Annotated in this window: 30 protein-coding genes; 2 read left to right on the top strand and 28 right to left on the bottom strand. The window is 68.1% G+C overall.

Features of this window, described 5'->3' with window-relative positions; genetic code table 11:
- The first annotated feature begins 71 nt into the window (after window positions 1–71).
- Both ACN469_RS08260 and ACN469_RS08255 read left to right on the top strand, forming a co-directional pair.
- Window positions 72–1,133, top strand: a complete 1,062-nt coding sequence (locus tag ACN469_RS08260) for a tetratricopeptide repeat protein (RefSeq protein WP_498765882.1) — start codon at window positions 72–74, stop codon at window positions 1,131–1,133.
- Window positions 1,134–1,170: 37 nt separating this feature from the next.
- On the top strand, window positions 1,171–2,214 hold the full coding sequence (locus ACN469_RS08255) for an FHA domain-containing protein (protein ID WP_498765880.1): 1,044 nt from the start codon (window positions 1,171–1,173) through the stop codon (window positions 2,212–2,214).
- 60 nt (window positions 2,215–2,274) lie between these two features.
- Here ACN469_RS08255 and ACN469_RS08250 read toward each other — a convergent pair whose 3' ends face one another.
- The 28 genes from ACN469_RS08250 to ACN469_RS08115 all read right to left on the bottom strand — a co-directional run bounded on the left by ACN469_RS08250 (window position 2,275) and on the right by ACN469_RS08115 (window position 25,391).
- A complete protein-coding gene (locus ACN469_RS08250) occupies window positions 2,275–2,799 on the bottom strand; it encodes a tetratricopeptide repeat protein (protein ID WP_498765878.1) in 525 nt (174 codons plus the stop codon).
- A 52-nt stretch (window positions 2,800–2,851) separates the two neighbouring features.
- Complete coding sequence (locus tag ACN469_RS08245) at window positions 2,852–3,967, bottom strand: DUF1521 domain-containing protein (protein ID WP_498765876.1); 1,116 nt, start codon at window positions 3,965–3,967, stop codon at window positions 2,852–2,854.
- A gap of 156 nt (window positions 3,968–4,123) precedes the next feature.
- Window positions 4,124–6,247, bottom strand: coding sequence for a type III secretion system export apparatus subunit SctV (sctV, locus tag ACN469_RS08240; protein ID WP_498765874.1), 2,124 nt, complete (start codon window positions 6,245–6,247; stop codon window positions 4,124–4,126).
- A gap of 95 nt (window positions 6,248–6,342) precedes the next feature.
- Window positions 6,343–6,822 carry a tetratricopeptide repeat protein gene (locus ACN469_RS08235; RefSeq protein WP_498765872.1) on the bottom strand — a complete coding sequence of 160 codons (480 nt, stop codon included), beginning with the start codon at window positions 6,820–6,822 and terminating at the stop codon, window positions 6,343–6,345.
- 86 nt (window positions 6,823–6,908) lie between these two features.
- Complete coding sequence (locus tag ACN469_RS08230) at window positions 6,909–7,367, bottom strand: hypothetical protein (protein WP_498765870.1); 459 nt, start codon at window positions 7,365–7,367, stop codon at window positions 6,909–6,911.
- Window positions 7,368–7,531: 164 nt separating this feature from the next.
- Window positions 7,532–7,747 carry a hypothetical protein gene (locus ACN469_RS08225; protein WP_498765868.1) on the bottom strand — a complete coding sequence of 72 codons (216 nt, stop codon included), beginning with the start codon at window positions 7,745–7,747 and terminating at the stop codon, window positions 7,532–7,534.
- A 156-nt stretch (window positions 7,748–7,903) separates the two neighbouring features.
- A complete protein-coding gene (locus ACN469_RS08220) occupies window positions 7,904–8,500 on the bottom strand; it encodes a hypothetical protein (RefSeq protein ID WP_498765866.1) in 597 nt (198 codons plus the stop codon).
- Window positions 8,501–8,618: 118 nt separating this feature from the next.
- Complete coding sequence (locus ACN469_RS08215; protein WP_498765864.1) at window positions 8,619–9,083, bottom strand: SycD/LcrH family type III secretion system chaperone; 465 nt, start codon at window positions 9,081–9,083, stop codon at window positions 8,619–8,621.
- Between the two features lie 3 nt (window positions 9,084–9,086).
- A complete protein-coding gene (locus tag ACN469_RS08210) occupies window positions 9,087–9,563 on the bottom strand; it encodes a hypothetical protein (protein WP_498765862.1) in 477 nt (158 codons plus the stop codon).
- 53 nt (window positions 9,564–9,616) lie between these two features.
- Window positions 9,617–9,898, bottom strand: a complete 282-nt coding sequence (locus ACN469_RS08205) for an EscU/YscU/HrcU family type III secretion system export apparatus switch protein (protein ID WP_498765860.1) — start codon at window positions 9,896–9,898, stop codon at window positions 9,617–9,619.
- Between the two features lie 46 nt (window positions 9,899–9,944).
- Window positions 9,945–11,024 carry a type III secretion system export apparatus subunit SctU gene (sctU, locus tag ACN469_RS08200; RefSeq protein WP_498765858.1) on the bottom strand — a complete coding sequence of 360 codons (1,080 nt, stop codon included), beginning with the start codon at window positions 11,022–11,024 and terminating at the stop codon, window positions 9,945–9,947.
- A gap of 25 nt (window positions 11,025–11,049) precedes the next feature.
- Window positions 11,050–11,868 (bottom strand): flagellar biosynthetic protein FliR, encoded by an 819-nt coding sequence (locus tag ACN469_RS08195; protein ID WP_498765856.1) that lies wholly within the window; start codon window positions 11,866–11,868, stop codon window positions 11,050–11,052.
- Window positions 11,865–12,128: a flagellar biosynthesis protein FliQ gene (gene fliQ, locus ACN469_RS08190; RefSeq protein WP_174457187.1), complete on the bottom strand. Its 264-nt coding sequence runs from the start codon at window positions 12,126–12,128 to the stop codon at window positions 11,865–11,867. The genes ACN469_RS08195 and fliQ overlap by 4 nt, the downstream gene beginning before the upstream one ends.
- Window positions 12,129–12,142: 14 nt before the next feature.
- Window positions 12,143–12,970 (bottom strand): type III secretion system export apparatus subunit SctR, encoded by an 828-nt coding sequence (gene sctR / locus ACN469_RS08185; RefSeq protein ID WP_498765854.1) that lies wholly within the window; start codon window positions 12,968–12,970, stop codon window positions 12,143–12,145.
- Window positions 12,971–12,983: 13 nt separating this feature from the next.
- Entirely contained in the window at window positions 12,984–13,496 is a 513-nt protein-coding gene (locus ACN469_RS08180) for a FliO/MopB family protein (protein ID WP_498765852.1), read from the bottom strand.
- Window positions 13,497–14,043: 547 nt separating this feature from the next.
- Window positions 14,044–15,486: a type III secretion system cytoplasmic ring protein SctQ gene (gene sctQ, locus ACN469_RS08175; RefSeq protein WP_498765850.1), complete on the bottom strand. Its 1,443-nt coding sequence runs from the start codon at window positions 15,484–15,486 to the stop codon at window positions 14,044–14,046.
- Window positions 15,483–16,373: a flagellar hook-length control protein FliK gene (locus tag ACN469_RS08170; protein ID WP_498765848.1), complete on the bottom strand. Its 891-nt coding sequence runs from the start codon at window positions 16,371–16,373 to the stop codon at window positions 15,483–15,485. The genes sctQ and ACN469_RS08170 overlap by 4 nt, the downstream gene beginning before the upstream one ends.
- Window positions 16,374–16,406: 33 nt before the next feature.
- Entirely contained in the window at window positions 16,407–16,895 is a 489-nt protein-coding gene (locus ACN469_RS08165) for a flagellar assembly protein FliH (protein ID WP_141647478.1), read from the bottom strand.
- Window positions 16,896–16,942: 47 nt separating this feature from the next.
- Complete coding sequence (sctN, locus tag ACN469_RS08160; RefSeq protein WP_498765846.1) at window positions 16,943–18,256, bottom strand: type III secretion system ATPase SctN; 1,314 nt, start codon at window positions 18,254–18,256, stop codon at window positions 16,943–16,945.
- Between the two features lie 18 nt (window positions 18,257–18,274).
- Window positions 18,275–18,949 carry a FliH/SctL family protein gene (locus tag ACN469_RS08155; protein WP_498765844.1) on the bottom strand — a complete coding sequence of 225 codons (675 nt, stop codon included), beginning with the start codon at window positions 18,947–18,949 and terminating at the stop codon, window positions 18,275–18,277.
- Window positions 18,950–18,973: 24 nt separating this feature from the next.
- Window positions 18,974–21,244, bottom strand: a complete 2,271-nt coding sequence (locus tag ACN469_RS08150; protein WP_498765842.1) for a hypothetical protein — start codon at window positions 21,242–21,244, stop codon at window positions 18,974–18,976.
- Window positions 21,245–21,316: 72 nt separating this feature from the next.
- Window positions 21,317–22,129, bottom strand: coding sequence for a type III secretion protein (locus ACN469_RS08145; RefSeq protein WP_498765840.1), 813 nt, complete (start codon window positions 22,127–22,129; stop codon window positions 21,317–21,319).
- 106 nt (window positions 22,130–22,235) lie between these two features.
- On the bottom strand, window positions 22,236–22,796 hold the full coding sequence (locus ACN469_RS08140) for an EscF/YscF/HrpA family type III secretion system needle major subunit (protein WP_498765838.1): 561 nt from the start codon (window positions 22,794–22,796) through the stop codon (window positions 22,236–22,238).
- Complete coding sequence (locus ACN469_RS08135; protein ID WP_498765836.1) at window positions 22,678–23,514, bottom strand: sigma-70 family RNA polymerase sigma factor; 837 nt, start codon at window positions 23,512–23,514, stop codon at window positions 22,678–22,680. Before ACN469_RS08135 ends, ACN469_RS08140 begins: the two co-directional genes overlap by 119 nt.
- A 7-nt stretch (window positions 23,515–23,521) precedes the next feature.
- A complete protein-coding gene (locus tag ACN469_RS08130; RefSeq protein ID WP_163867954.1) occupies window positions 23,522–23,917 on the bottom strand; it encodes a hypothetical protein in 396 nt (131 codons plus the stop codon).
- A gap of 22 nt (window positions 23,918–23,939) precedes the next feature.
- Window positions 23,940–24,374 carry a tetratricopeptide repeat protein gene (locus ACN469_RS08125; protein ID WP_498765834.1) on the bottom strand — a complete coding sequence of 145 codons (435 nt, stop codon included), beginning with the start codon at window positions 24,372–24,374 and terminating at the stop codon, window positions 23,940–23,942.
- A gap of 90 nt (window positions 24,375–24,464) precedes the next feature.
- Window positions 24,465–25,028: a hypothetical protein gene (locus ACN469_RS08120; RefSeq protein ID WP_498765832.1), complete on the bottom strand. Its 564-nt coding sequence runs from the start codon at window positions 25,026–25,028 to the stop codon at window positions 24,465–24,467.
- A 132-nt stretch (window positions 25,029–25,160) separates the two neighbouring features.
- The gene (locus tag ACN469_RS08115) at window positions 25,161–25,391 is read right to left on the bottom strand and encodes a hypothetical protein (protein ID WP_498765830.1); all 231 of its coding nucleotides are present in this window, start codon (window positions 25,389–25,391) and stop codon (window positions 25,161–25,163) included.
- Window positions 25,392–25,658: the final 267 nt, after the last annotated feature.

The following is a 25,658-nucleotide window of genomic DNA, read 5'->3' as shown; positions in this document are numbered from 1 at the left end:
GAAATCAGCCCGGATTCAGGCCTGCCCGGCCGTTGCACGGGAGGGGGGCGCTCTCCTACACTCGGCCGGCCATGCGTCTTGTCCGCCTTGCCTCCGCGCTTTCCCTGGTCTTCACGCTCCCGCTCGCCGGCTGCCTCACCACGCCGCCGCCCCATGAGCGCGCCCTCATCAACAACGAGCTGTGCGCCCAGGAACTGCACAACGGTGACCTGGTCCGCGCCGACGTCTATTGCGACCTGGGCCTGGAGTTCTCCCCCCAGTACGCGGACCTCTGGGCCAACAAGGGCCTCATCGCCATGGCCAACGGCAACAACGATGACGCCAAGAAGCACTTCATCAAGGCGCTCCGCTACAACCAGGAGCACCTCCAGTCCTACCAGAACCTCGGCGCCCTCTATAACCAGGAAGGCGCCTACGGAAAGGCGCACGACAACTTCCGCCGCGCCCTGAAGGTAAATCCGGATAACCTGGAAACGCGTTACAACCTCGCGTACACGCTGATGAAGATGCGCAAGTACACGGAGGCCAAGAAGGAGCTGCGCACCCTGCTGGCCGTCAACCCGAGCCTCGCGGCGGCCCACCACACCCTGGGCATCATCGCCTTCGGGGAGGACCAGTTCGAGGAGGCGGCGGAGGCCATGGCGCAGTCGGTGGCGTTGGACCCGAACAACCCCGACGCGTGGCACGACTACGGCAACACGCTGATGGAGCTGAGCCGCTACGCGGATGCGCGCGAGGCCTTCTCCAACTGCTTCCAGCTCAACCCCAAGGCGACCAACTGCACCAACAACCTCGCCCTGGCGCAGCGCAAGGCGGCCCTCACGGACGCGGCCTTCAAGGAGGTCAAGGACACCCAGCAGGCGGAGAACTCGGCCCCGGCGCTCTTCATGCTGGCCCGCCAGTTCCGCGAGAAGGGCCTGTTGGCCGAGGAGGAGACCACTTACAAGAAGTGCGTGAAGCTGGAGGCGAAGTTCGCCCCCTGCCACTACGGCCTCTTCGAGCTCTTCCTGGACGCCAACAAGCACGAGCACGCGGAAATCGCCTGCAAGAACTACCTGAAGTACGCGACGTCGGAAGAGTTCCCCACCGAGTATCAGGCGTGCGAGAAGTACCTGAGCAACGCGACGTTCTGATGCCCCGCCGTTTCCCGCACGTACCACCACCCCCTCGATGAGCGTCCGTCTCACCGTCACACAGCGCAGCGAGGCCGGAGCCAAGGGCACCGAGCTCGTCCTCGGCGATTCGGTCATCAACCTGGGACGGGAGAAGTCCTGCCAGGTGGTGCTCGCCCAGCAGGCGGTGTCGCGCACCCACGCGCGCATCGTCCAGGAGGGCAACCTCTACTTCCTCGAGGACCTGGGCAGCGCCTACGGCACGCAGCTCAACGGCAAGCCGCTGCCCAAGGGTGAGAAGCGCCTCTTGCGCAACGGCGACGTCATCGCCATCGCCCAGTACGACGTGAAGTTCGACCGGATGACGGAGCTCAACGGCGACGTCAACTCGGAGAAGACGTCCTTCATCGCCCGGGGCAACCTGAAGGATGTGATGCGGGGGCTGTCCAGCGCCGAGGAGCGCTACCTGCGCATCATGAACGGCCCGCGCGAGGGCGAGCGCATCGAGGTCGCCGACGCGAAGGAGCTCGTCATCGGCCGTGACGAGAAGGAGGCGGACATCGTCCTCAAGGACGACCTCACCTCCCGCAAGCACGCCAAGATTCGCCGCGACTGGTCCGGCACCCACGTTGAAGATTTGGGCAGCCGCAACGGCATCAAGGTCAACAAGAAGCGGGTGAACCGCAAGGCGCTCAAGGACAACGACGAGCTGGAAGTCGGCGGCACGCGCTTCCTCTACGTCGACCCGAGCGAGCCCGCCGAGGAGCAGGTCCAGCTCGCCACGGACATCAAGAAGGCCCCGCCGCCCTCGCCTCAGCGCCCCGTGCGCAAGGAGCCGAAGCCGCCGGAGCCCGAGCCGGAACCCGAGCCCGCGCCGCCAGAGCCGGAGCCCGCGCCTCCGGAGCCGGAACCCGAGCCCCTGCCCCCCGAGCCGGAGGAGCCCTTCCAGCCCTCCGCCGAGACGTCCCTCCCCGACGAGGTGGCGCCGGGCGGCGTCATGGCCGCGTTCAAGGACAAGCAGAAGCTCGTCCCGCTGCTGGTCATGGGCGTGGTGGGGTTGGTGTTCCTGGTGCTGCTCATCGCCGTGGTGGCGGGCGCCTGAGGCGTGGGCAGGGAGCGCCGGTGAAGGCGCCCCTCGCTGCTCCAGCACTCCGGTGGGTCGCTACTTCTTCGGCGGGGACGCCGGGCGCTTCTTGATCTGCTCCGCCTGCGTCTTGAGGGCGAGCAACGTCCCCCGCGCGCGCTGGGTGGAGCGCTTCTTCAGCCCTGGATCCAACTCGATGGCGCGGCTCAGGTCCTTGAGGCCGTCGGGGATGTTGCCCTGACGAAGGTGCAGCTCACCTCGGCCCACCAGCGCGTCCACGTTGGAGGCCTCCACCGCGAGCGCGCGCTGGAAGGCGTCAAACGCCTCGTCGGTGCGCTCCAGCGTCAGATACGTGGCGCCCAACTGGGTGAGGAAGGTGGCTTCCTTCGGCGAAGCCGTCACCAGGCCCTGGAAGATCTCCAGGGCCAGGCGGGTGCGGCCGGCCTGCAGCATGCTGTGGCCCATGCCGGCGTAGTCGAAGAGCCGCTCGCGCGTCATCCCGAGGAACTGGCCCAACTGCAGCTCCCCGCGGATGAGCTTCTCCGCCAGGGCCTTCGGAATCCGAACATCCGGCGGGGCTTCGCTCTGCGGTTTGCTGCTCACGGCCACCTCGCGAGGGGCCCCACGCGTGGGCCCCTCTACCTGCGGGTCAAGGTCAGAAGAAGATGTTCCGAGGCTTGATCATATCATTCAGCGAGTTGATCTCATCCAGGGCCTTGAACATCTTGGTGACCGACTTGAAGCGGTCATCGATGCTCGCGGTGTCCTTGTCGGACTCCTTCGGCGCGCCGAGCAGCTCGATGGCGCGGTTGATGGAGTCGGAGATCTTCTGCATCAGCTGCTCGCGGGCCTTGGCGACGTCCGTCTTGGGCGCCGTCGTCGTCGCCTTCGCGGGCTCGTCCTTGGCGGCCTCCTTCTTCTCCTTGGCCGGCTCGGGCAGCATCGTCAGCAGGGACGGCGTCTCCTTGTACTCGAACTCAAGGTCCTTGCCGTGCTTGAAGGTGGCGCCGCCGCCCTCGTCGCCGATGACTTCCTTGCCATGGTTCGCCCAGTCGTCGGAGTTCTTGCCCATGATGAGCAGGTCCCGGCTGCCGTGCTTGAACGCGTCGTCCCACTGGAAGGCGACCTGCGTCTCGTAACCATCCTTCGTCAGCTCACCGACCTTGCCCTTGCCCTTGTCGATGTCCGTGACGGAGATGCGGTCCGCGCCGTTGGTGACGTCCAGCTTGCCCGTCACCGTCATGCCCGCGTTGCCCCAGGGGACGGTGGTGCAGTGGATCTCCGTGCCGTCCGGCAGCTGGAACGTGGTGTTGCGCTTGAAGTCGAACTTGCCGCCGTCGCTCTCCTCGACGTGCGGGTCACCCCAGATGCGGGTGTTCTTGCCGTCCGGGCCGGAGATCTTCCACTCGAACTGGCCCAGCTGCTCAATCTTGTAGCCACCCGGGGTGGTGATGACGCCCTTGTCGTCCACCTTCAGCTTGTCCGGGGGACGGAAGGTGTCCGCGGTGATGGCCGGCTTCTCCGTCGGGAACGCGCCACCGGTACCCGCCGTCGAGCCCGTGTCGCCAGGACGGGGCGCCCCGGCCGCGAACGAGTTCTCGTCGAGCGCCTTGAGCGCCTTCACGGCCGACTCGATGTCCGCGAAGGCGCGGTCCACGGTCTTCTCGATGAGGCCGAGGTTCTTCGTCAGCTCCGTCTCACTCAGCCCGACCTTCGTGCTGCCAGTGCTGGTGGTACGGGGAGCGTTGCCGGCTTGGTTGACACTCGTCATGACTTCCTCCCGAATCTCGGGGAATCCCACGCCCGAAAGCGCTCATTCCCGCCGTATTTCCATTCTCGACAGCCCGCGTCGGAAGTTGCGTTGAAGCGCAAGCATTCCGATCAGAACGGCTGAGGGTTGGTGGTGACCAACCCTGGGTCAGCACGGCTACCGGGTGGAGATGCGGGCCACCGGCTGGATGTTCAGCTCGGGGGACAGCTCCTGGTAGCTGAGGACGGAGAACGAGGGGTTGAACTCGTACTCCAGCAGCTTGCGGACGTAGCGCCGGATATCCATGGCGGTGAGGATGACGGGGCGCTGGGCGCTGGGCGGCAGATGGCCGCACTCGGAGCGGACGGCCTGGACGATCTCCTGCGCCAGCTCCGGCTCCAGCGCCAGGTGCGCGCCGGCGGAGGTCCGCTTGATGGAGCCTCGGATGGCCTCCTCGATGTTCGGATCCAACAGGTACACGACGAGGGTGCCGCTGCCGCGCGCGTACTTGTGGGAGATGTAGCGGCGCTGCGAGGCGCGGACGTGCTCGGTGAGCATGACGTTGTCCGCCTCCACCTGGCCGTACTCCGCCAGGGCCTGGAGGATGCCGCGCAAGTCGCGGATGGAGATCTCCTCCTCCACGAGGCGCTGGAGGATGTCGGTCAACTTCAGCACGTTGACGACCTTGGGGATGACCTCCTTGACGATGGCGGGGAACGCCTTCTCCAGCTGCTCCAGCATCGTCTGCGTCTCCTGCACGCCGACGAACTCCCGCGCGTTGCGCCGCAGCACCGCGGCCACGTGCAGGATGATGTAGCCGGGGACATCCCACGTCGTCAGGCCCGCGGCCTCCAGGGTGTCGCGGTGCTGCTCGGGCACCCACGCGGCCGGCTGGCGGGTGGCGGGGTTGATGGCCTCGAAGCCCTGGATGTTCATCAGGCGCAGGCGGTCCACCGTGTCGTTGACGAGCACGTGGCCCAGCGTGGCCTGCCCGGTGACGACGGGGACTTCGTTGATCTGCACCTGGTAGGCGCCCGGCGGCAGCGACGAGTTGCCGCGCGCGCGCACGCCCGGGAAGCGCACGCCCAGCTCGATGAAGAGGCCGTCGCGCATGAAGGGGATGAGCTCGAAGAGGAACTTCCCGCTGTCCTGACGCGAGTCCACGTACGGCACCAGCGCGTCGGAGACCTCCAGGACGATGGGCGTGACGACGGGGATGAAGAGCTCGGAGTCCGGATTCATCGGCTCCTTGGGCGCGGGCTCGGACGACATCGGCGTGCCCAGGTCCGACTCCATGGCCGGTCCGGCCTCCTCCACCATCTCCGATTCCTTCTTCTTCTTGAGCATCGTCCACGCGCCGAAGCCCGCGCCCGCACCCAGCAGGAAGAAGGGAATCTTGGGCAGACCCGGCACGAGGCCCAGGACGATGAGCATGCCCGCGGCGATGGCGATGGCCTTCGGGTACGCGGTGAGCTGCATACCGATGTCCTTGCCCAGGTGGGCGCCCTCTTCATCGCCACCGACGCGCGTCACGATGATGCCGGCGCAGGTGGAGACGAGGATGGCGGGAATCATGCCGACGAGGCCGTCACCGATGGTGAGCAGCGTGTACTTCTGCGCCGCGTCCGCGGCCGTCATCCCCTTCTGCGTCACGCCGATGATGAGGCCACCGACGATGTTGACGACGGTGATGATGATGCTGGCGATGGCGTCGCCCTTCACGAACTTCATGGCGCCGTCCATGGCGCCGAAGAGCTGGCTCTCCCGCTCCAAGTCACGCCGCTTCTTCTTGCCCTGGTCCTGGTCGATGGAGCCCGCGCGCAGGTCCGCGTCGATGGACATCTGCTTGCCCGGCATCGCGTCCAGGGTGAAGCGCGCGGCCACTTCGGCGACGCGCTCCGAGCCCTTGGAGATGACGATGAAGTTCACGATGACGAGGATGATGAAGAGGATGGCGCCAACGACGAAGTTGCCCTGCACCACGAAGTTGCCGAACGCCACCACCACCTCGCCCGGGTCGCCGGTGAGGAGGATGAGGCGTGTGGTGGAGATGGTCAGCGACAGCCGGAACATCGTGGTGATGAGCAGCAGCGTCGGGAACACCGACAAGTGCAGCGCCGCTGGCACGTAGAGGGACACCAGGAGCAGCACCACCGAGATGCTGATGTTCAGCGTCAGCAGCACGTCCAGCAGCAGCGTGGGCAGCGGGACGATCATCATCCCGACGATGAACACCACGACAATCGCGAGGACGATGTCGGAGTACTTGGAGAGGAAGCTGTTCGGATTGGAGGCGGACATCAGCGGGGAGCCATCCTAGTCCGCGCCCGGCCCCGGGCCCAAGGGGGGCCTCACGAGCCGGGCGGGGTGTCCGTCGGAAGATGCGAAGGGAGGGCTTAACGCCCGTCCGGACCGGAGTCGCGCTCGGAAGCCCCCTGGGCCTCCTCCACGCTCTCCAGGGCGGCGGCCGCCAGCATTCGCGCGCGCGCGCTCAGCGGGTCCTTCCCCTCGGGGTCCAGGGACACCGCATGATTGAAGTCATGGGCGGCCTCCATCACCTTGCCCTGGCGAAGATGGACCTCACCCCGGTTGACGAACGGCGTCAGGTCCGTGGGGTCCAGCTCGATGGCCCGGTTGAAGTGGGCCTCGGCCTGGTCCAGGTTCTCCAGCGCCAGGTGGCAGGCACCGAGCGCCGTCTGGAAGTAGGCCTCGGAGCCATCCGTGGCGGCGAGTTGCTCGAAGACGGCCAGGGACTCCTGGAACCGGCCGTCTTGAAACAGGTCGAAGCCCTGAGTGGCCCGCTCGAGCAGCTCCGGGCCGGACAGCGGCTTCCCATCATTGTTGGAGACCGGCGCCTTGGCTTGGGTCGTCGTCATCTGGACTCATTCCCGGGGCGAATATGGAGGCGGCCTGGAGTCTAGCCCGCCTCCAGCGGGCCTACCAGTCAGGGACGCCGAGCGGCCTACTCGTCGAAACCGTCGCGAGCCTTCTGCAGCTGCTTCTTCAGGTTGGAGATGGCCATGTCCACGCCCTTCTGCGCCACCACCGCGCTGAACATCTGCGCCTTGAAGCGCGTCTCGACGTGCTTGTCGATGTCGCTCAGCGACGCGGTGGGGTGCTGCTTCAGGTAGCTGGCGACATCCTCATCCAGCTTCTTGGCGATGGTCCCCGACACGGAGTCGTTGAAGAAGCCGAGGAACGGCTTGTTCTCCAGGATCTTGTCCGTGCCCAGGGCGCTCGCGTAGTTGTTGCGGTCCGCACCGGTCAGCTTGCCTTCGTCCTTCTTGCGGATTTCGTCCATCGTGGCCTTCTGCTTGGCCCGCTCCGTGGCCGGATCCGAGGGCGCCGCGGTGGAAGGCTCCGACGCGGTCTTCTGCGTCGAGGGAGGGGGACGGGGACCGCCATTGACGGAAGCGACCATGGGTTTCTCCAAAAGGGGTGGGTTGAAGAGATTCTCGCGGGGGAGTGTCGGAAAGTTTCCGAAAGGCGGACCGGCGGTGTCCACCATGCCCCGGAAATGAACCGGCCTCGCAGCAGCTCCAAGAGCTGTTGCGAGGCCAGTGTGCGGCTAGCTGCGAGCTGCGACTAGCGCATGTTGCCGATGATGGAGCCCTGCATGGTGTCGAGCTTCTTCATCATGGTGGAGATCATCTCGGTCAGCTTGGCCTCGCGCTGCATCTGCTCCTGCGCCTTGAGGAAGGCCTGCTGATCCGGCGGGGCCGCCGCGATCATGTCGTTGGAGGCCTTGGAACCGGCCAGGATGCTGCTCGCAGCGGCGTTGAAGTTGGCAGAGATGGTCATGGTCGTTCTCCAGTGATTAATTCGTGGGTGCTGCGTGGCGAAGTGCAGCGGCGGCTACAAAAAGATTATCGGGGGTGGGGCTCGGAAGTTTCCTGCGAAATAACCGGGATCATTTCCGGCATTTTCGCGAGGCCCGGACCCCTCCGGGAAACAGGCCTAACCCTTGAGCTTTCCAAGGTTGGGATTCTTCATCCAGGCCTTGAAGGACTCGAGCTGCTGCTGCTCCTTCTTGGGGTCCGCGGGGGGCGGCGGGCTGGCCTCCGGGTCCAGGGACAGGGAGCGCTTGTTGGAAGCGCTCTCGAAGCCGTCCTTGGCGGCGGGGGCGCCCGACGTGCGGGCCGGCGCCGCGGGGGGCGGGGCGGCGGGAGCCGGGGCGCCCGGGGGCGTGAACGCGAACTTCGCGTGCAGCTCCGGATTCGCCTCCTTGACGGCGTTCTGGATGGTCATCCCGTAGGTGCTCAGGCGCTCCGACAGGTAGGAAACCACCATGCCCAGCGTGGGGGGCACGGGGAGGATGGGGTCGGCCATGAAGCGCTGGAGGGCGCCGGACACGTCGCCGTAGAGCTTCTCGTCGAACGGGGTGCCTGGGACCGTGGAGGCCACCAGCATCTTCATCGTCCGAACCACCTGGAGGAAGGTGCCCTGGGCCGACTTGGACTGTGACTCCAGCTCCACCAGCAGCTTTTCGCGCTTCTCCACCAGCTCCGCGGGCTCCGGAGGCAGCGGGCCCATCTTCGCCTTCTGCGTGCTCATTGACTGACTCCACCTCTCCACAAAGAGGGGTTGGGGTTTATGGGAACGAGCCTAACAGACTGTTCCGGGCTCACCTACCCGGCGTCCGGCCAGAACCGGACACCGGGGCAGGCCTGAATCAACGCCGCTGGAGCGCGGTGAGCATGGCGCCCGCCTTGCGCACCACCGGATCATCCACCGGCGTCATTGCCGCAGCGCGTCGCAAGTCTTCCAGGGCTTGCGGCTTCTGGCCCAGGGCGAGCTTCACCTCGGCGCGGCCGACGTAGACGGAGGGGTCCTGCGGGGACAGCTTGGCGGCGACGTCGAAGGCGGCCAGGGCGCCCGTCCCGTTGCCGGCGGCCATCTCCACCACCCCCAGCGCCTTGGCGAAGTAGCCGTCCGTGGGATTCACGGCGTACAGGCCCTGGAAGAGCGTGCGGGCCTCGTTGATGCGGCCCTGGTAGAAGAAGAAGTACGCCGTCTTGGCGATGGCGTAGAGCTCGTCGTTGGAATAGCCGCGCACCTCGCGCAGGGTGGCCTTGCCATCCGCCCAACGCTGGAGCCGGGCCGCGAGCTGGGCCTCGTCCTGAGGATCCTCCGGCATGCGCTAGTAACCCTCGTCCTTCTGCTCGGCCCACATGCGCCGGATGATCTCCTTGGTCTCCTCGTTCACCTGGTCCACCAGGGTGAGCATGGAGGACTCTCGCTGGAGCAGCGCCTTGAGGCGCTCCAGGCGGTCCGGGGACGCGTTGATGCGCGTCAGCCCCCTGTCCATCAGGTGGCGCGACTCGTCGCTCCCCCGCCCCGCCACGCTGGCCAGGTGGGGCCGGTCGCTGAAGCCCTCCAGGTCCGCGTCATGCCCGCCGGGATGAGGAGGCAGGGGCAGGCGCAGCTCCTCCGACGAGTGCGCGGGACCGATGAAGTCCAGGAGCGCCGCGGAGGCGAGCGCCGGGTTCTTGGGATTGCCCGTCTTGCGCAGCTTCTTGCGGTCGACCTGGGAAGGGTCGACCAGCCGCTCACGGACGCTGCGGGGTCCCCCCCAGGGCCACTGGGGTCCGGGGGGCTGATTATTGATTCTGGCCATCGTGAACTCCGAAGCACACCCCAGGAAGGGGGGGGCCGTCCAGCCCCCCTCCCCTACCGCCCTCCGGCGGCCGCGTGTTCGCGCTGGAGCTCGTAGATGAAGTTGAGGACCTCGGCGACGGCGTCGTAGAGCTCCTCGGGCACTTCCTGTCCCACCTCCACCCGGTACAGGGCGTTGGCCAGGGGCACGTTGCGCATGATGGGGATGTTGTGCTCCTTGGCGATGGCGCGAATCTTCTCCGCCTTGAGCCGCAGCCCCTTGGCCACCACGCGCGGGGCGGTGTCCTTGTCCTTGTCGTACTTCAGCGCGATGGCGATTTCGGCTTCGTCACTCATGGGGCGCTCCGCGAAGTCCTGCCGATGATAACCGCTGCCGGTCCGCTCACGCGCGGGCCACCGGGGCGGGTCCGCCGCTCTTCAGGTCGTAGACGAAGTTGAGGACCTCGGCGACGGCGTCGTAGAGCTCCTCGGGCACCTCGTGGCCCACCTCCACCCGCAGGAGCGCGTGGGCCAGGGGCACGTTGCGCAGCGTGGGGACGTCCTGCTCCCGGGCGATGCCCTTGATGCGCTCGGCCTTGTGGTCCACGCCCTTGGCCAGCACCCGGGGCGCGCCGTCCTTCTCCCGGTCGTACTTGAGCGCGATGGCGACGTGGTCCGGGTTGGTGACGATGACGTCCGCGTCCCGCACGGCCTCCATCTGCTGTCCCTCCATGATCTCCTGGTGGAACTCCTTGCGCTTGGCCTTGTGATGCGGGTCGCCTTCGCTCTCCTTGTACTCCTTCTTCACCTCGTCCTTGGACATCATCAAGTCCTTCATGAAGGACTTGCGCTGCCACCAGATGTCGAAGATGGCGAAGAGGACGAAGAGCAGCGCGACGCGGGTGGCCACGCGCGTCACCAGCTCCCCCATGATGACCATGATGGCGTGCGTGTCCTGGCGGACCGTCTCCACCACCATGGGCATGGCGTCGCGCACCACGCCGTAGACGACGTTGGCGGTGATGGAGATCTTGATGAGGTTCTTGAGCAGCTCCACCAGCGACTTCTTGCTGAACATGTTCTTCAACCCGCCCAGCGGGTTGAGCTTGTCCAGCTTGGGCATCAGCGGGTCCAACGTGAAGAGGGAGCCCACTTGCAGGAACTCCATCAACCCGCCCACCAGTGCCCCGCCCGCGAGCACCGGCAGCGTCACGAGCAACATCGCGCGCAGCCCCAGGTACATCAACTGCCAGGTGGCGTCCCCCAGGTCATCGCCCTTGGCCAGCTGGTCGAAGCTGAAGAGGAAGAGGCTGGATATCTCATGCTCCACGTTGTCCCAGGTCGCCTTCACGGCGCCCAGGCCCACGACGAGCACCGCCACGCCGCTCAGGTCCTTGCTCTTCCAGACCTGACCCTTCTTGCGAGAGTCGTCGAGCTTCTTCTGCGACGGTTCTTCTGTCTTGTCTCCACCCTCGTCGGACATGGGCGCGCGTTCCCGGGGAAGAGGCTCAGGCCAACAGCCGCAGGGCGTCAGTGAGCACCCGCAGCATGTGGGCCAGCTCGCCCTGAATGCGCGCCAAGAGCGCCCCCATCACCAGGAAGATGATGAGCACACCGACGAGCGGCTTGATGGCCATGGAGATGAAGAACACCTGGATTTGCGGCGCCACGCGGTTGATGGCGCCCAGCGCCACGTCCGTGAGGAAGGTGGCGAGCATCGCGGGAGCGGACAGGGCCAGGCTCACCCTCAGCATGTCCGCGAAGACCCGCGCCAGCAGGTCGAAGAAGGTCCACGAGCCCTGGCTGAAGCGTGGGAAGCCATCCAGCGGCACCACGGCGAGGCTCTCCGCCAGGGCCCTGATGACCAGGTGGTGCCCGTCCAGGGTGAGGAACAATACGACGGAGAGCTGCACCTTCAGGTTGGAGAAGAGGGAGACTTGCTGACCGAGCGCCGGCACGTAGAGCTGGGCGTTGTTGCTGCCCGCCATGGTGTCCGTGAGGGTGCCGGCGATGCGCGCCGCCTCGAAGACGCTGCTGACGATGAACGCCATGCAGAACCCGATGAAGACCTCCTTGGCCATCAGCGCGATGTAGGGCAGCGCCGTCAGGGGAACCGTCGTCACGGTGTGCGCGATGGAGGGATAGAGCACGATGGCCAGCGTCAGCCCGATGCCCATCTTCATCTCCGTGGGCACCACTTCACCGCCGAGGAACGGGCTGAAGATGAGCACCGGCATCACCCGGCACATCAGCAGGGCGACCGTGAAGATGGCGGCGGAGAAGTTGGTCCGAGCAGCCAGCTCGGACACGAGGTCCGCGGCGTTCATTTGATTAGGGCGGGGAACCGGTCGAAGACGTGGAAGGTGAAGCGCACCAGCTGGCTTCCAATCCACGGCCCCGTCATGGCCAGCACGCCGAAGACGATGATGACCTTGGGCGCGAAGGTGAGCGTCTGCTCCTGAATCTGGGTGGTGGCCTGGAACAGGGAGATCATGAAGCCGACGATGAGGCTCATCAACACCGGCGGGGCCGACACCACGAGCACCAGGAACAGCGCCTCCTGGGTGATGGCCGTGAGCTGGTTCATGGGATGCCTTCTTCCTACAAGTAGCCGACGACCAGGCCCTTGGCGATGAGGTACCAGCCGTCCACGAGGACGAACAGGAGCAGCTTGAAGGGCATGGAGATGGTGGTGGGCGACAGCATGTGCATGCCCAGCGCGAGCAGGATGTTGGCCACCACCATGTCGATGACGATGAAGGGGACGAAGAGCAGGAAGCCAATCTGGAAGGCCTCCTTCAGCTCCGACACCACGAAGGCCGGGACGATGACCATGAAGTCCTTGCTGTCCACCGAGTCCCGGTCCTCGCCCTGGCGCATCTTCTTGGCCAGGTTGTAGAAGAGCGAGCGGTCCTTCAGCGTGACTTTCTTCATCAGCCAGTCGCGCAGCGGCTCCTTGGCGCGGTCAGCGCCGTCCAGGAGCGTGCCCACCTTCGCCGAGGAGAACGCGCCGGCGCCCGAGGAGTCCCAGACGTTGAGCTCCGAGGCCCGGTACATCGTCATGCCCACGGGGGCCATGATGTAGACGGTGAGGATGACGGCCAGCCCGGTGATGACCTGGGTGGGCGGAATCTGCTGGGTGCCGAGCGCCGAGCGCACGATGGAGAGCACCACCGAAATCTTCACGAAGCTCGTCACCATCATCAGCGCGAAGGGCACCAGGCCCATGGCCGCCAGCGCGAGGATGAGGATGAGCGGACGCGAGGTGAACGAGTCGGCGCTCACCGCCTCGTTGGCCACGGAGTCGGGGATGGAGCCGGGGCGCTTCTTCTGCGCGAGGGCAACGAAGGGATGCAGCGACGCCGCGGCCGCGAAGAGCCAGGGCGAGACGCGCGGGAGCAAGGAGCGGGCAGGAGTCTGGGCGTTCACGGGACAGGTGCCATCAAGCGCCGGGGGGCTGGGACGACGAGCCCCCGGAGCGGCGGGAAAGGAGCTTCTGAAGGAAAGGGCTCAGGGGAACCACGTTCGTCTGCGGGCGCTGCGCGCGGATGCGCTCCACTGCCTCCGAATCCAGCTTCGACAGCAGCTGCAGGCCCGCCTCGCCGCCGCCCACCAGCAGGTATTCGTCCGCGGCCTTCACCACGAAGAGCGCGCGCTTGGGGTCCAGCGTCAGGCGCTCCACCACGGTGACGATGGTCTGCTTTCCCGGCGCGGCCGCCTGGAGGCCCATCAGCCGGCGCAGCCCCACGTTCAGCGTGAGGTAGATGGACGCCACCACCGCGCCCAGCACGAGCAGCGTGCGGATGAGCATCCACCCCATGCTCTCCGGCTCGGCTTCCGCCTCGGTCGCCGCGGCGGAGGCATCGAGCGCGGGGTCCTCCCAACGAGGCTCCTCACCCGGAGTTTTCTGACGCGTCGCGGCGGGGGACGTCGGAACAGGAGTCGTTTCCGTCACCGCCGAAGCCGAGGCCTTTGGGGCGCCGTCAGCCGGAGCGGGGAGTGCCGTGGCGCTCGGCGTGGCGGCCGACGCCGCTTTCTGGGCGCTGTCGGCCGGAGCGTTCGGTGCGGGCGCCTTCCCCTGAACCGTGTCCGCCGAAGCGGGTGCGACAGGCGAGGCGGTGACGCTCGGAGCCGACTTCCGGGCGCTGTCCGTCGCGGCGGGAGCGACGGTGGGGGCCGACTTCTCGGCCCTTTCCGCCGCAACGGGAGCGACGGTGGGGGCTGGCTTCTCGGCCCTTTCCGCCGCAACGGGCGAAGGGGCGCTCGGGGCCGGCTCCGCCGAGACAGGTGAGGCCGTGGCGCCCGGCACAGGCGTGGCGGGAGCCTGGGCCAGCACGGTAGAGGACGCGAGCAGCAGCGCGGCGCCCAGGGACCGGCGCATGAGGGGGTTGCGGAGGACTGCCATGGATGGGGGCGAGGCTAGTTCAAAGGCCGGAGGACCGCCACGGGCCCCCGACCGGCGGCCCGCTCCCGCCCGCTTGCTTCCGTCTCGGATGAAGACCTCAGCTCGCCAGGGTGGTGACGCGCACGCCGAGCTGGCCTTCCATCTCCACCAGCTCACCCCGGGCCACCACCTTGCCATTGATGGACAGCTCCACCGGCTCGCCAGGCCCCCGGCTCAGCTCGATGACCTGCCCGGCCCGCATGCCCACCACCTGCTCCGCGGTGACGGGGATGCGCGCCAGTTCCACGGCGATCTGCAGCGGGACATCTCCGAGCAGGTCGCTTCCGTCCGGCTTGTTCACGTCGTCCAAGGGCGCCCCTTCAAGCTCCGGAGGAACGTCCAGCTCCGGATTGGTGAAGTCCTCTTCCTGTTCCCGCCCCCCACCCTCCTCGGTGGCCGAGCGCGGGTTCCCCGACTCCCCGGGGATGATTCCAGTGATGCGGGCCTTGTAGCGCCCGTCATCGTCGACGAACACCTCGGCCTCGGCGTGCCCCGCGCGGCCCGCGCCCACGCGCAGCTGCGCCGTCCCGGACTCACCCCGGTCAGGCCGCGCCGACAGCACGTCCACCAGGACGACGTCCTTGACCCGCAGGCTCGCCAGGTCGTTGGTGGTCAGCTCCGCGGTACCAATCTCCGCCCGCAGCCAGCTCCTCACCGCCGACAGCCGGCTGGCATGCGTCGCCAGGTCCGCCTTCGCGAGGGCGCGCCGCTGGGCGCTCGCCACCGCCGGCTCCGCGGCCTCCAACACCGCCGAGGGCACGACCAGTCGCACCATGCCGCTGTGCGGCCCCAACGAGGCGTTCAGGTGCACCGCCAGCATCGGTCCGTCGTCGCCCAGGCGCGCGGACACCTCGTCCACGCCTCGAGCGACTCCGTCCAGCCTCGGGCGAGGCACCCCGGCCTGCAGCGCGGGCACCAGCACCCGCAGCACCTCCAGGATGACGTAGCCCATCACCCCTTCTTCGATATCCGTCAGCGGACGCAGGCCCACCGTCTCGCCCGCGCCGCCCAGCAACAGGTCCACCGCGGTGTGGGCCAGCGACAGCTCCACCTCCAACACCGCCCTGCCCTGCAGCGCGCCCGGCGCCAGCACCGCGAGGAACGTCGGGTCGCCCAGGAACCGGCGCAGCTCCGCCATGGGCCGCACCTGCACCGACTCCAGGGCCAGACGCACCTCCGCGTCGAACAGGCTCTTGAGCCGCGCGGACACCGCCCCGAGCGTCCCCTCGTTCGGCGTCAGCCAGCGCAGCCGCTCCGCCAGGAGCCCCTGAGCCCGCGACACCTTCTCCAGCCCCTTGAAGGTGTAGGGCCGCCAGGCGCTCCGGTCGACCTTCTCCGGACGCTCGCTTCGCTCGGGACGCTCCACCTTCTCGGGGCGCTCCACCTTCTCCGGACGCTCGGTCTTCTCCGGCGGCGGACGCACCGGCTTGAGCTGGCGCAGGTCCACCAGCATCGTCCGCTCATGCACGCCGGGGCCTTCGTCCTCCGGCTCCAAGCTCATGTCTTCGCCTCGAAGCGTACCGTCTCGAGCTTCAGGCCACGGCCTCCCAGCGCGGTGCGAAGACCCTCGCTGTGCTCCTCGAGCATCTTCAGCACGTCACGGTTGGTGCCACTGAAAGTCGCGGAGATCTTCCCGTTCTTCGCGCTGACCTTGATGGACAGGCCACTGAGCACGTCGCCGCGCAAATCAATCTGGAACTCGGCGAGGCCCGCGGCGTTGGTGCCCACGCGCACGCGGTCGACAATCTTCTGGGCAATCTCGCTGGCCATGGCGCGCAGCCGCTCGGAGCCCGCGGTGTCCTTGGGCTTGGCCACCGGCACCGGCGCCATCAGCGCGGGGTTGAACCGGAACCCCGGCGCCATCTCCGTGCCGCCGCCTTCCTTCTTGTCCTTCCCGCCGCCCCCGCTGCCCTTGCCGCCCGCGTCGGCCTCCGCCCGGATGAGCGCGCCCTTCTCCGAGCTGACCTGTCCCAGCGCGGACTCGGCCTTGCTCATGTCCTTGTCGCGGCCCTCGGAGGTGCGCTTGTCATCCTTGGAGTCCGCGGCGCGCGAGCCGGCGCGAGCCTCCGTGGCCCCGCTGTCCGCCCGGCGCTGCGTCTGCGCCAGACCCGCCGGGTTGCCACCCAGCTGCGACGGCTGCTGGGCCTGCTCCCCGAAGGTCTTCCCCTGCTGCGTCGCCTTGGCCAGGATCTGCTTGGCGAAGGCCCCCGGCGTCTGCGGCGTGGGCGCGGGGGCCGTCGCCTGCGGCTGGGCCTGGGGCTGCATCAGCTTCTGGAAGGTGCTGGCCCCCTCCGTCCGCTTCTTCGCCTGGCCCTCGGCGAGCTTCTTCTCCAGCATGATGCGCTCGGCCATGCGCGCTGTTTCACGGTCGTCGTCGACTCGGCTCATGACATCGTTCCCGAGGGAAGGGGTGGAGGCAGGTTACTTGCGCTGCCGAGCCAGGAACAAGGCGTTGCCAATCTCCTCCTGGCTCAACTCCTCACGCTGCTGGCGCTCGTGCTTCACCTGCTTCTGCCAGGTCTCCTTGTGCTTCTCGATGGCCTTGAGTTCCTTGGCCGCCTCGGCCATCTCCCGCCGCCGCTGCTCGACCAGTCGCTCGGCCACCTTCACCGCTTCCCGCTGACGCTCGACCTCCAGCGCCACCTGCGCCTCTTCGTCCTTCAGGCGCTCCTCGAAGCGGCCCATCATGTTCATGCCGTTGATGCCGGCACCCTTGGCCATGACCTCCTTGAGGTAGGCGGCCACCTTCTCCTTGCGCTCGCGCTTGCGGCGCTCCAGCTCGTCAATCAGCCGCTGGAGCTCCACTTTTTCCCGCTCGAGGGCCTTGATGGCGTCGGAGAAGGCCTGCTCGGCCTCCTCCTTCGCCCGGGTCCGCATGTCCAGCAGGGTTTGCAACCGGTACGGGGGCATGGTGACCCCATCCTACCCCGGATTTCCCAGGGTGCACCCCTGTCCCCTTACTCTTCGAAGAGGGCGATCAACTGTTCCACCGTCTCATCGAAGCTGGAGTTGGAGTGGGTGTCCTGCTTGAGGAACTCGATGATGGCGTCGTACTTGTCGATGGCGTAGTCCGTGCGGGGGTCCGTCCCGTACTGGTAGGCGCCCAGCAGGATGAGGTCGCGCTGCTTCTCGTACGTGGCCAGCGTCTCGCGCAGCTTGCCTGCCGCCTTCTTGTGCTCCTTGGAGACGATGCCGCTCATCACACGGCTGAGGCTCGCCAGCACGTCCATTGCGGGCCACTGGTTTCGCTCGCCCAGCGCGCGGTTGAGGATGAAGTGGCCGTCGAGAATACCGCGGACCTCGTCCGCGATGGGCTCCTCCATGTCACCGCCGGCCACGAGGCAGGTGTAGATGGCGGTGCACTTGCCTTTGTCCGAGTTGCCCGTGCGCTCCAGGATGCGCGGCAGCATGGAGAACACGCTCGGCGGGTAGCCCTGGCGGGCCGGGGGCTCGCCCACCGCGAGGCCAATCTCACGCTGGGCACGCGCGAGACGCGTCACCGTGTCGAGCATGAAGAGGACGTTGCCGCCGCGCTCGCGGAAGTACTCGGCGATGGCGGTGGCGACGTAGGCGGCGCGCAGACGCACGAGGCTGGGCTGGTCCGAGGTGGCGCACACCAGCACGGAGCGCTTCATGCCCTCCTCGCCCATGGCGTCCTCGATGAACTCGCGGACTTCGCGACCACGCTCGCCGATGAGGGCGACGACGCACAGGTCGGCCTGGGTGTTGCGCGCTATCTGTCCCATCAGCGTGGACTTGCCGACGCCGGAGCCGGCGAAGAGGCCCACGCGCTGGCCCTCGCCCACGGTGAGCAGCCCGTCGATGCAGCGCACGCCCAGGGGCAGGGGCCGCTCGATTCGCTGACGGGTGAACGGGTCCGGGCAGTTGCGGTCCACGGACCAGTCGATGAGGCCCTCTTCCGGCAGTGCACTGCCGTCCATGGGCTCACCGATGCCGTTGAGCACGCGCCCCAGGAGCGCCTCGCCGCACTTGATGCTCAGGGGCTTTCCGGTGGGGATGACCTCGCTGTCCGGGCCGATGCCGTACAGCTCGCCCAGGGGCATGAGCATCACCTCGTCGCCCTGGAAGCCCACCACCTCCGCCTTCACGGGGCCGCGGCCTCGGCTCTTGATGAGCACCAGCTCGCCCACGCGGACGTTGGGGACGCTCGCCTTGATGATGAGGCCTGTCAGCTCGGTGACGCGGCCCCGGACGCGCACCGTCTGGGCGTCCTTGATGAGGTCGAAATAGCGCGAAAGGTCGATGGCCATGGACGTGGTTCGTCCCGGCTAGGCCGGGCCTTCCTTCGGGCCGTTCTGGTCTGGCAACAGCACGTTCTGGAGCATCTCCAGCTGCGTGGGCAGCTGGGCGTCCACCGTGCCGAACTCCGTCTGGACGATGCAGCCCACCGGAGCGACCTCCGGGTCCTCCTTGATGGCCAGGTCCACCGCGCGGCCGATGAGCTCCATCAGCACGGGCTTCTTGGCGCGCAGCACCGCCGCCGTCTTCGGATGCACGCGCAGAATCATGGAGCGGGCGCTGCGCAGGTTGTCGATGGCGGACGCGCACAGCTCCAGCATCAGGTCCGGGTCCTTCTCCAGGCTCCGGCCGATGATCTTCTCGCCCACGCTCAGGCCCAGGGCGATGACGTCCTTCTCGTACGTGCCCAGAATCTCCCCAGCCTGCATCTTCGCGCGGAGGATGATCTCCGTGGCCTGGGCCAGCCCTTCCTGGCGCCCCTGCTCCCGAGTCTTCACCAGCAGCTCTTCCCGCTCGCGCTGAGCCTCCGCCAGGATGCGCTCCTTCTCGCGATGCGCCTCCTCGAGGATGCCCTGGGCGCCCTGACGCGCCTCGAAGACCTCGGCGTTCATCACTCCCGCGCGAGGAGGCCGCAGCATTGGCCGCTCCGACACGAGAGACGGCTCCGCCGTCCCGTCACCCTTGATCACCTTGCCGATCGCCATGCGCCGCTCCTTGCGAGCCGGATGCTAGCGCGTTCCGCCGCGCGGTCCACGCCCGCCGGAGCCCGGAGGCACCGGCTTGTCCGCGTCGGACGTCGAGCGGGGTCGGCGCTGCACCGCCGTGCCCTCCTTCTGAACCCCCGACGGCGCCCCCGCGGGAGGGGCTGCTCGCCCGGCCAGCACCCGAGGGGGCCGCTCCTGCTGGCTTCCCCCCTCCCGGGTCGGGTCCGTGCGCAACGCCTTGACGCTGACCGACGAGCGCGAGCGGAACACCCGTGAGCCCTCGGGGTCCTCACGGGGCGGAGGCACATCGGCACGAGGCCTCACGCGGGAGGAGCGGGACAGCTCCTCGGGCGGGCGCTGCACGCGAGAGCCCTCCCCCGGGCCTACCCGGGAACCGTCCCCAGCGGGGCCTACCCGAGAGCCGTCCGAGGCGCGGCCCACGCGCGAACCGTCCGAGGCAGGGCCTACCCGAGACGCGTCCGCCGAGCGGCCCACGCGCGAACCGTCCGCGGCGGGACCTACCCGAGACGCGTCCGCCGCGCGGCCTACGCGCGAACCGTCCGAGGCGGGACCTACCCGAGAAGCATCCGCCGCGCGGCCCACGCGCGAACCGTCCGAGGCGGGACCTGCCCGAGAACCGTCCTCCGCGGGGCTCACCCGCGAGCGCTCCCTCATCGGAGGCGCCTCTGCCTCGCTCCCAGGTGTCGCCGGCCGAGGCCGGGGGCCACCCAAGCCCAGCCGCGAGGGTGGAGGACCGATGCGAGCGCCCTCCGGGTCCGGCCGCGAGGGACGACCCGGCCGGGGCTCGGGCCCGCCTGGCTCACGTCCGGCCCCCGCCGAGGGGCCATCACGACGCGGAGCGCCCGGGGCCGGCGCCGCGTCCGCGGGGTCGCGACGCGGGGGGACACGATGGACCGCGGAGCCATCCTTGGGGCGCGTGACGCGGGAGCCCTCCCGGCTGGACATGGCGCCCGCGCTCCTCGCGGCCCGCTCGGCCATGAAGTCGCGGCGTGCCGAGGGCTCGGCACCAGGGGGCCGACGCGTGGCGGTGCCCGCCTTGCCCGGCTCGCGGGCCACGCCCGCGCCCTCTCGGGGAGCACCCACGGGCGGCTCCCGGTGCACAGCCGAGCCACCCGCCTCACGAGGCACCGCCACGGGCTCGCGCGGCGCTACCACGGGCTCGCGCGGCGCTGCCACGGGCTCGCGCGGCGCTGCCACGGGCTCGCGGGGAGCACCCGCCGGCGCTTCACGCGCAGGGGCCTCACGCGCGGCGGCGGAGGCCGCGGCCTTGCGCGCGCCAGGAGGAGGCGGCAGCACGGCGGACTGACGCGGCGGGGGCGGTGTCGCCAGGCGCACGGGGCGCTCGATGAGGCCCCGGGTGGCCAGCCGCTCAAGGTCCATGACGATGTCGGTGCGGCCACCATCGCCGCGCGCGGTGGGCCGGATGCGCTCCTCGCGCACCCACTTCGCCATCAGGCTGCCGAACTCACCCCGGTACTTCTCCAGCATGCGCGCGGCGAACTCCGGCGACTGGGCCACGCACGCGCGCGCCAGCCGCTGGACTCCCGCGCTGCGGATGGAGCCCGCAGGGTTCTTCAGCCCGTCATGCGTCTCCAACTGCGCGCGTGCGTCCTCCTCCGGAAGCTTGCGCGGCGCATTGGCCGCCACGGACTTGCCGGCCAGGAGCTTCAGGTCCGGAGGCAGGGCCTCCAGCAGCGTCTCCCGCTCCGCGTCCGGAAGGCCCGCCAGGGCCGGTCCGAGCACGCGCGCGCCCAGCCTGTCGCTCACCGTGAGCAGCTCGCGCTGCTGGAGCATGAGCACGTCGGAGAACTTGAAGCCCGCCGACTGCGACGCGCTCGACTCCCGCGCCAGCGCCTCCTCCAGCTTCCACCGGACGATGTCCAGGACCTGGGGTCGGACTTCGCGGGTCAGCTTCACGCGAGACGGCGGCAGGTGGACCCGCACCGCCTCCGCCATCGAGGAGGGCAGCGCGCGCAGCACCATCTCCATCAGCGCACCGCGCTCGCGTTGCAGCAGCGCGGCCAGCCGCTCCGGCTCCGCGCTCCACAGCTGGCCACGGCGGTCCTTCACCAGCCGCTTGATCTCCTGCACCAGCGCGGGGATGCGCTTGTCGCGGGGAATCTGCAGGATTTCCTGCGCGCGGTGGCGCAGCAGCTCACCTTCCTCCGTCGGGAGGTGCTCCATCGCCCCCAAGCTCTCCTGGCCGCCGAAGGTGACGGCGGTCAGGAGCAACATGCTCTGACGCTTGTTGAGCGAGGTGAAGAACGAGTCCAAACGTCACCTCGCGGGCCCCACCGACGCCCGCTGGGAGAAAGAAGGCGCCCCACCGGGAGGGGCGCGAAGGCGTCAGGCCTCGGGCGGACGAACGCGGGGACGGGTGCCACGCGCCGCGGGAGCACCACCGGGGGCGCGCATGAACGACCAACCCGTCAGGCCCATCATCGCCAGGATGAGCACGAACGCGCCCACCAGCATGATCTTGAACTGGCTGGCGCTGGAGGCCGTCATCCGCAGACCCAGCACGTCCTGCTGCCGGTTCTCGTCCGTCTTCTCCGCCTTGGGGCCCTGCGCCGCCGTCATCAGCACCGTCACCGCCTCCGGCCGCATCTCCGGCACGGCCGTGGCCACGAAGGCCTTCACGGCGGCGATCTCGATGGGCGCCTTGCCGCCCTCGACGATGCGGTACTTGATGAACACCGACGCGGACGGCATCGGCTTGTTCTCCGGCTGCGTCAGGTCGTTGTTCTCCGGCACGCTGACGATGGCGCGCGCCTCCAGCACGCCGTCAATCTGATTGAGCGCGTTGGAGACCTCGCCCGCCATGGCCTTGAGGAGCATGGCGCGCTCCTCGGTGGCGGTGGGCACCATGCTGCCCTTGGCGAAGTGCGATAGCCCCTTCTCCACGGGCCTGGGCAGCGAGTTGAGCTTGAGCAACTCCGCGGCCTCGGCGGCGTCCGTCTTGGGCACGGTGATCATGAACCGGACCTCGTTGCCGCCTTCCTCCTTCTCCTTCTTCGCGTTGATGCCGTTCTTGCTGAGCAGGACGTAGATTTCGTTGGCGTCCGCTTCACTCAGCTCATGCTGCAGCTCGATGTGACATCCCGTCACGAGCACGAGGGCGAGGAGCGGGGCGGCGAACGCATGCGGTCGGCGAATCATGGGCGGGCGTGAGCTTACCTGGGCCTCGGAAAACGCGGAAGGGCGCCCCCTCCAACTCGGAGAGGCCGCCCTTCGACCAAGCGCCACCGAGGACGGTGGATGGAAATCAGACCTGCGTCTTGACGACGTCCTTGAGGCCGGTGGTGGCCTTCTCGACCACCTTGCTCGTCAGGTCCAACTGCTGGGTGTACTGGTACATCGACGCCTGGAGCGAGAGCAGCTCGGCGTTGGAGAACTGCTTGCCGCTGGAGGCCTGGGAGATGATCTTCTCCAGGTTGCCCTGGCCCTTCTCCAGGTCGCCAATCACCTGCGACATCATGTCGGAGGCCTTGCCCGTCTTGCCCGTCTCCGTCTTCGCGGCGACAGGCTCCGCGGCCTTCGCGGAGACAGGCTGGGTGGCGGTGGCGCTGACCTTGTTCAGGGCCGCCTTCTCCGTCTTGTTGACGGTCTCCACCTGACGCACGGCGTCCGTCTTCTGGGTCGCCTGAGCCGCCTGGGCCTTGTTCACGCCCTGGGCCGCGTCCACCTGACCGGCGCCCTGCGACTTGTCAGCGAGAACTCCGTCGAACTTCGACGCTCCCGCCTTGTTCGTCTGCTGGACGCCCTGATCCTGCAGCTTTTGCTGCGCCACCTGCGCCGCGGAGATGCCCGCCATCGGACCCGCCATGTGCCAGCCTCCTTGCATCCGTCGAGGTAGGGGGAAGTTCCTCCTCCTCGTTCAAGAGTTCCTTGAGGCGGTCGATGGCCCGCGCATGAAGCCGCGACGCCCAGCTCTTCGACTGCCCGATTTCCGACCCCGCCTCTTCCAGCGTCCTGCCCTGGAAGTAGTACCCCTGAAGAAGCTTTCGCTCCTTCTCCGGGAGCTTCTCTATCGCCGCCCGCACCCGCGTCTTCAGCTGCTCCTGCTCCAGCCGGACGTCCACCGGCAGCGACTCGTCGGTGTACCCGCCGTTGTCGGCCCCCTCCAGACTGGAGGCGAACACCATCGCCAGACCCTGAACAGCATCGGAGATGTCACTGACATCATCGTCAAATGAGCTGCCCCGGTTGCTTGAGCCCGACTCGCGGTCCGACAAATTGCCCAGATACGCCGCCGCCCGCTCGCCCACGTACGCGTTGCGGGCGTCAGAACCCCTCAACACCCCCATCTTCCTCAAGCCGTCGAAGATGGCGCCCTTGATGCGGTAGTGGGCAAAGGTGAGGAAATTGGCTCCCACCTTCGGGTCGAATCGTTCAGCGGCCTCCAGCAGTCCAATCTGTCCGTACGCCACGAGCTCATCCAGCTCGAGCTGGGCGTTGAACTGCTTGCGCACGGTCGCCGCGAGCGACCGAACGTAGGGGCCGTACTTGGTGAGAATGGCCTTCCTGTCTTCGCCCAGTGGCAAGCGCTGCTCACTCGGCCTTGGACCACAGCCGCTCGAGAACCTGGTTCAGCCTCGGATCATCCTGCAGTGCGTCCGCGATCTTCGTGGTGAGGGAGGAGGACTTCATGCGCAGCTTCTCCTTCAGGACTTCGGCGACCAACGCCCGGGTCGCCTCTTCCTTGCTCTTGAAGCCCCCGTTCTTCAATCCGCGGGCGATGGCCATCGCCTGTGCGGCGACCGGATCCGCGGCCTGGGGGCCCTGGACGTTGCTGGAGCCTACCAGACCCGAAACGCCAACAAGAGACTCCGCCTTGTCCACCTTGGCGCCAAAAGCCGTGCCACCCGTGGGCGCCGCGGACGACGCCCCCTTCGCGCCACCGGCGCGCCCCTTGCCACCACCGCGTCCAACGCCACCGACAGCCATGGGCGAAGCTCCCCTCCTGCCTCTACTTCTTCGCGGGAGGCAGGACTCCCGCTTCCTTCGCCTGGAGGAGCGCCTGCGCCAGTCGGGCCCCGTCACTCTCGGGCTCCAGGTCGACGGCGGCCTTCAGCTCCTTGAGGGCCTCCGGCACCTTGCCGAGGAACAGGAGCGCCTCGCCCACGTGCGCGCGCGGCAGGGACGCCTGAGGCGCCAGTCGCTGCGCGGAGCGGTAGGCCTGCAGCGCCTTGTCGTGACGGCCCTGCGCGAACTCCACCGCACCCAGACCGAGCTGCGGGACCTCGCTCTTGGGCATCAGCGCCGCGGCGCCGGAGAAGATCTCCTTCGCCTTGTCGAACTGCCCCATGTCCAGCCACAGGTAGCCGGCCTCCAGCAACACCATGGCCTGCTGGCGCCCCAAGGGAACCAGGCTGTTCGAGATCTCCGAGACGCTCTCCGCCATGGACTTCGCTCTTCCTTTCCTGGCCCGGCCTGGAGGGAAGCGGCGCCGCTTCCCTCCCCTCCGTGCTCTCGCCCGCCACGCCCCGAGGGCTTAGCGGACGTTGCTGATGGAGTTCTTGATGCAATCGTGCCGCGACTTCATCACGTTGGAAATGGCCGTGAAGGTCTGCGACTCCTGCTGAATGGCCGCCTGCAGGTTCAGCAGCTTGGAGTTCTCCGCCGCCATCTGGTTCAGCGAGAAATTGCCGCCGACGGTGTCCGACGTGCTGGTGCCGAGCGCGCCCGTACCGGGACCCGCCACGCCACCACCGACGCCGCCCGCCACGCCGCTGATGCCGGCCGCGACGCCGCCACCCATCGACGGGGCCGCGCCGCCGCCCATGCCCACCGCGGTGCTCATCACGCCCGCGTAGGGCGCGCTGCCGGAGCCCGAGTTGTTGGACAGGGTGTGAACCGAGGAGACCGCCGCGGACACAATCTGCCCGCCCGGAATCATGCCAGCGACCGCGCCGACGCCCGTGCCCACCGCGCCCGCCGCGCTGTTCAGGCCGTTCTGCAGACGCGCGCCGAAGCCCGTCTGCGGGGTCTGCCGCGCCGTCGTGACGTTGGTCGAGAGCCGGACGCCGGGACCCATCATGTTGTCGATCTTCGCCATTTCATCCTCCAGGCGCTGCGATAAGTAGACAGAGCTCCCGGATGATCCAGTGCTCTTTCCCTGATTATCGTCCCAGCCCTCCGCCAGTTGCCTGCCCCTGGCGAAAAACCGCGACTGTTCAGGAAAACCCCGTCATTTCCGGCCCTTGGAACCCTTCGTCTCGGCGATCAGCCGCTCGCGGGTATCCACCAGCAATTCCAGCAGCTGCTCGGCGTGGGTCAGCGCGGCCTGAGCCTTCTTGCCCACCTCCACCTTGGGGCCCTTGAGGGCAGCCAGGCTGTCCTTCAGCGGATCGAACAGCGCCCTGACGTCCTCTGCGGGGGTCGCCTCGAGGAGCGACTCGATTGCGGGGTACGAGGGCACGGGAAGCTCCTGGGCCGGAGGGGAAGCGGACGGCTTGGCGGACGGGGGCATCGCGGAGGGGGTCTCCTGTCGGGCCAGCGGCTGAAGGGCCGATGGACGCTTGCCGATGTGACGCTAGGGGAAAAGCCCGCCCGGCCACAAGCAGCACGCGCCCCCGCCCTCGGGTCCACCCTGCCCTGGCCCCACCGGCAGGGGAGGGACCGGGCACGCGCCAACCTTGCCCCCCCAGCCCTGTCTCCTTCCACCACCGCACCTAGCTTTTGGAAC

The organism is Corallococcus terminator (assembly GCF_049194865.1).
Classification (GTDB): Bacteria; Myxococcota; Myxococcia; order Myxococcales; family Myxococcaceae; genus Myxococcus; species Myxococcus terminator_A.
This window is presented reverse-complemented; position numbering and strand designations above follow the sequence as displayed.

Excerpts from the sequence above, each read along its gene's own strand:
- fliQ (WP_174457187.1), bottom strand. The coding sequence starts at position 12,128 with ATGAACCAGCTCACGGCCATCACCCAGGAGGCGCTGTTCCTGGTGCTC.
- ACN469_RS08210 (WP_498765862.1), bottom strand. The coding sequence starts at position 9,563 with ATGGCCAGAATCAATAATCAGCCCCCCGGACCCCAGTGGCCCTGGGGG.
- ACN469_RS08230 (WP_498765870.1), bottom strand. The coding sequence starts at position 7,367 with ATGGTCGCTTCCGTCAATGGCGGTCCCCGTCCCCCTCCCTCGACGCAG.
- ACN469_RS08260 (WP_498765882.1), top strand. The coding sequence starts at position 72 with ATGCGTCTTGTCCGCCTTGCCTCCGCGCTTTCCCTGGTCTTCACGCTC.
- ACN469_RS08245 (WP_498765876.1), bottom strand. The coding sequence starts at position 3,967 with ATGACGAGTGTCAACCAAGCCGGCAACGCTCCCCGTACCACCAGCACT.
- sctV (WP_498765874.1), bottom strand. The coding sequence starts at position 6,247 with ATGTCCGCCTCCAATCCGAACAGCTTCCTCTCCAAGTACTCCGACATC.
- ACN469_RS08140 (WP_498765838.1), bottom strand. The coding sequence starts at position 22,796 with ATGGCGGGTCCGATGGCGGGCATCTCCGCGGCGCAGGTGGCGCAGCAA.
- ACN469_RS08255 (WP_498765880.1), top strand. The coding sequence starts at position 1,171 with ATGAGCGTCCGTCTCACCGTCACACAGCGCAGCGAGGCCGGAGCCAAG.
- ACN469_RS08225 (WP_498765868.1), bottom strand. The coding sequence starts at position 7,747 with ATGACCATCTCTGCCAACTTCAACGCCGCTGCGAGCAGCATCCTGGCC.
- ACN469_RS08155 (WP_498765844.1), bottom strand. The coding sequence starts at position 18,949 with ATGGCGATCGGCAAGGTGATCAAGGGTGACGGGACGGCGGAGCCGTCT.
- sctN (WP_498765846.1), bottom strand. The coding sequence starts at position 18,256 with ATGGCCATCGACCTTTCGCGCTATTTCGACCTCATCAAGGACGCCCAG.
- ACN469_RS08205 (WP_498765860.1), bottom strand. The coding sequence starts at position 9,898 with ATGAGTGACGAAGCCGAAATCGCCATCGCGCTGAAGTACGACAAGGAC.
- ACN469_RS08220 (WP_498765866.1), bottom strand. The coding sequence starts at position 8,500 with ATGAGCACGCAGAAGGCGAAGATGGGCCCGCTGCCTCCGGAGCCCGCG.
- ACN469_RS08165 (WP_141647478.1), bottom strand. The coding sequence starts at position 16,895 with ATGCCCCCGTACCGGTTGCAAACCCTGCTGGACATGCGGACCCGGGCG.
- ACN469_RS08195 (WP_498765856.1), bottom strand. The coding sequence starts at position 11,868 with ATGAACGCCGCGGACCTCGTGTCCGAGCTGGCTGCTCGGACCAACTTC.
- ACN469_RS08235 (WP_498765872.1), bottom strand. The coding sequence starts at position 6,822 with ATGACGACGACCCAAGCCAAGGCGCCGGTCTCCAACAATGATGGGAAG.
- ACN469_RS08125 (WP_498765834.1), bottom strand. The coding sequence starts at position 24,374 with ATGGCGGAGAGCGTCTCGGAGATCTCGAACAGCCTGGTTCCCTTGGGG.
- sctU (WP_498765858.1), bottom strand. The coding sequence starts at position 11,024 with ATGTCCGACGAGGGTGGAGACAAGACAGAAGAACCGTCGCAGAAGAAG.
- ACN469_RS08170 (WP_498765848.1), bottom strand. The coding sequence starts at position 16,373 with ATGAGCCGAGTCGACGACGACCGTGAAACAGCGCGCATGGCCGAGCGC.
- ACN469_RS08130 (WP_163867954.1), bottom strand. The coding sequence starts at position 23,917 with ATGGCTGTCGGTGGCGTTGGACGCGGTGGTGGCAAGGGGCGCGCCGGT.
- ACN469_RS08215 (WP_498765864.1), bottom strand. The coding sequence starts at position 9,083 with ATGCCGGAGGATCCTCAGGACGAGGCCCAGCTCGCGGCCCGGCTCCAG.
- ACN469_RS08145 (WP_498765840.1), bottom strand. The coding sequence starts at position 22,129 with ATGATTCGCCGACCGCATGCGTTCGCCGCCCCGCTCCTCGCCCTCGTG.
- ACN469_RS08120 (WP_498765832.1), bottom strand. The coding sequence starts at position 25,028 with ATGGCGAAGATCGACAACATGATGGGTCCCGGCGTCCGGCTCTCGACC.
- sctQ (WP_498765850.1), bottom strand. The coding sequence starts at position 15,486 with ATGAGCTTGGAGCCGGAGGACGAAGGCCCCGGCGTGCATGAGCGGACG.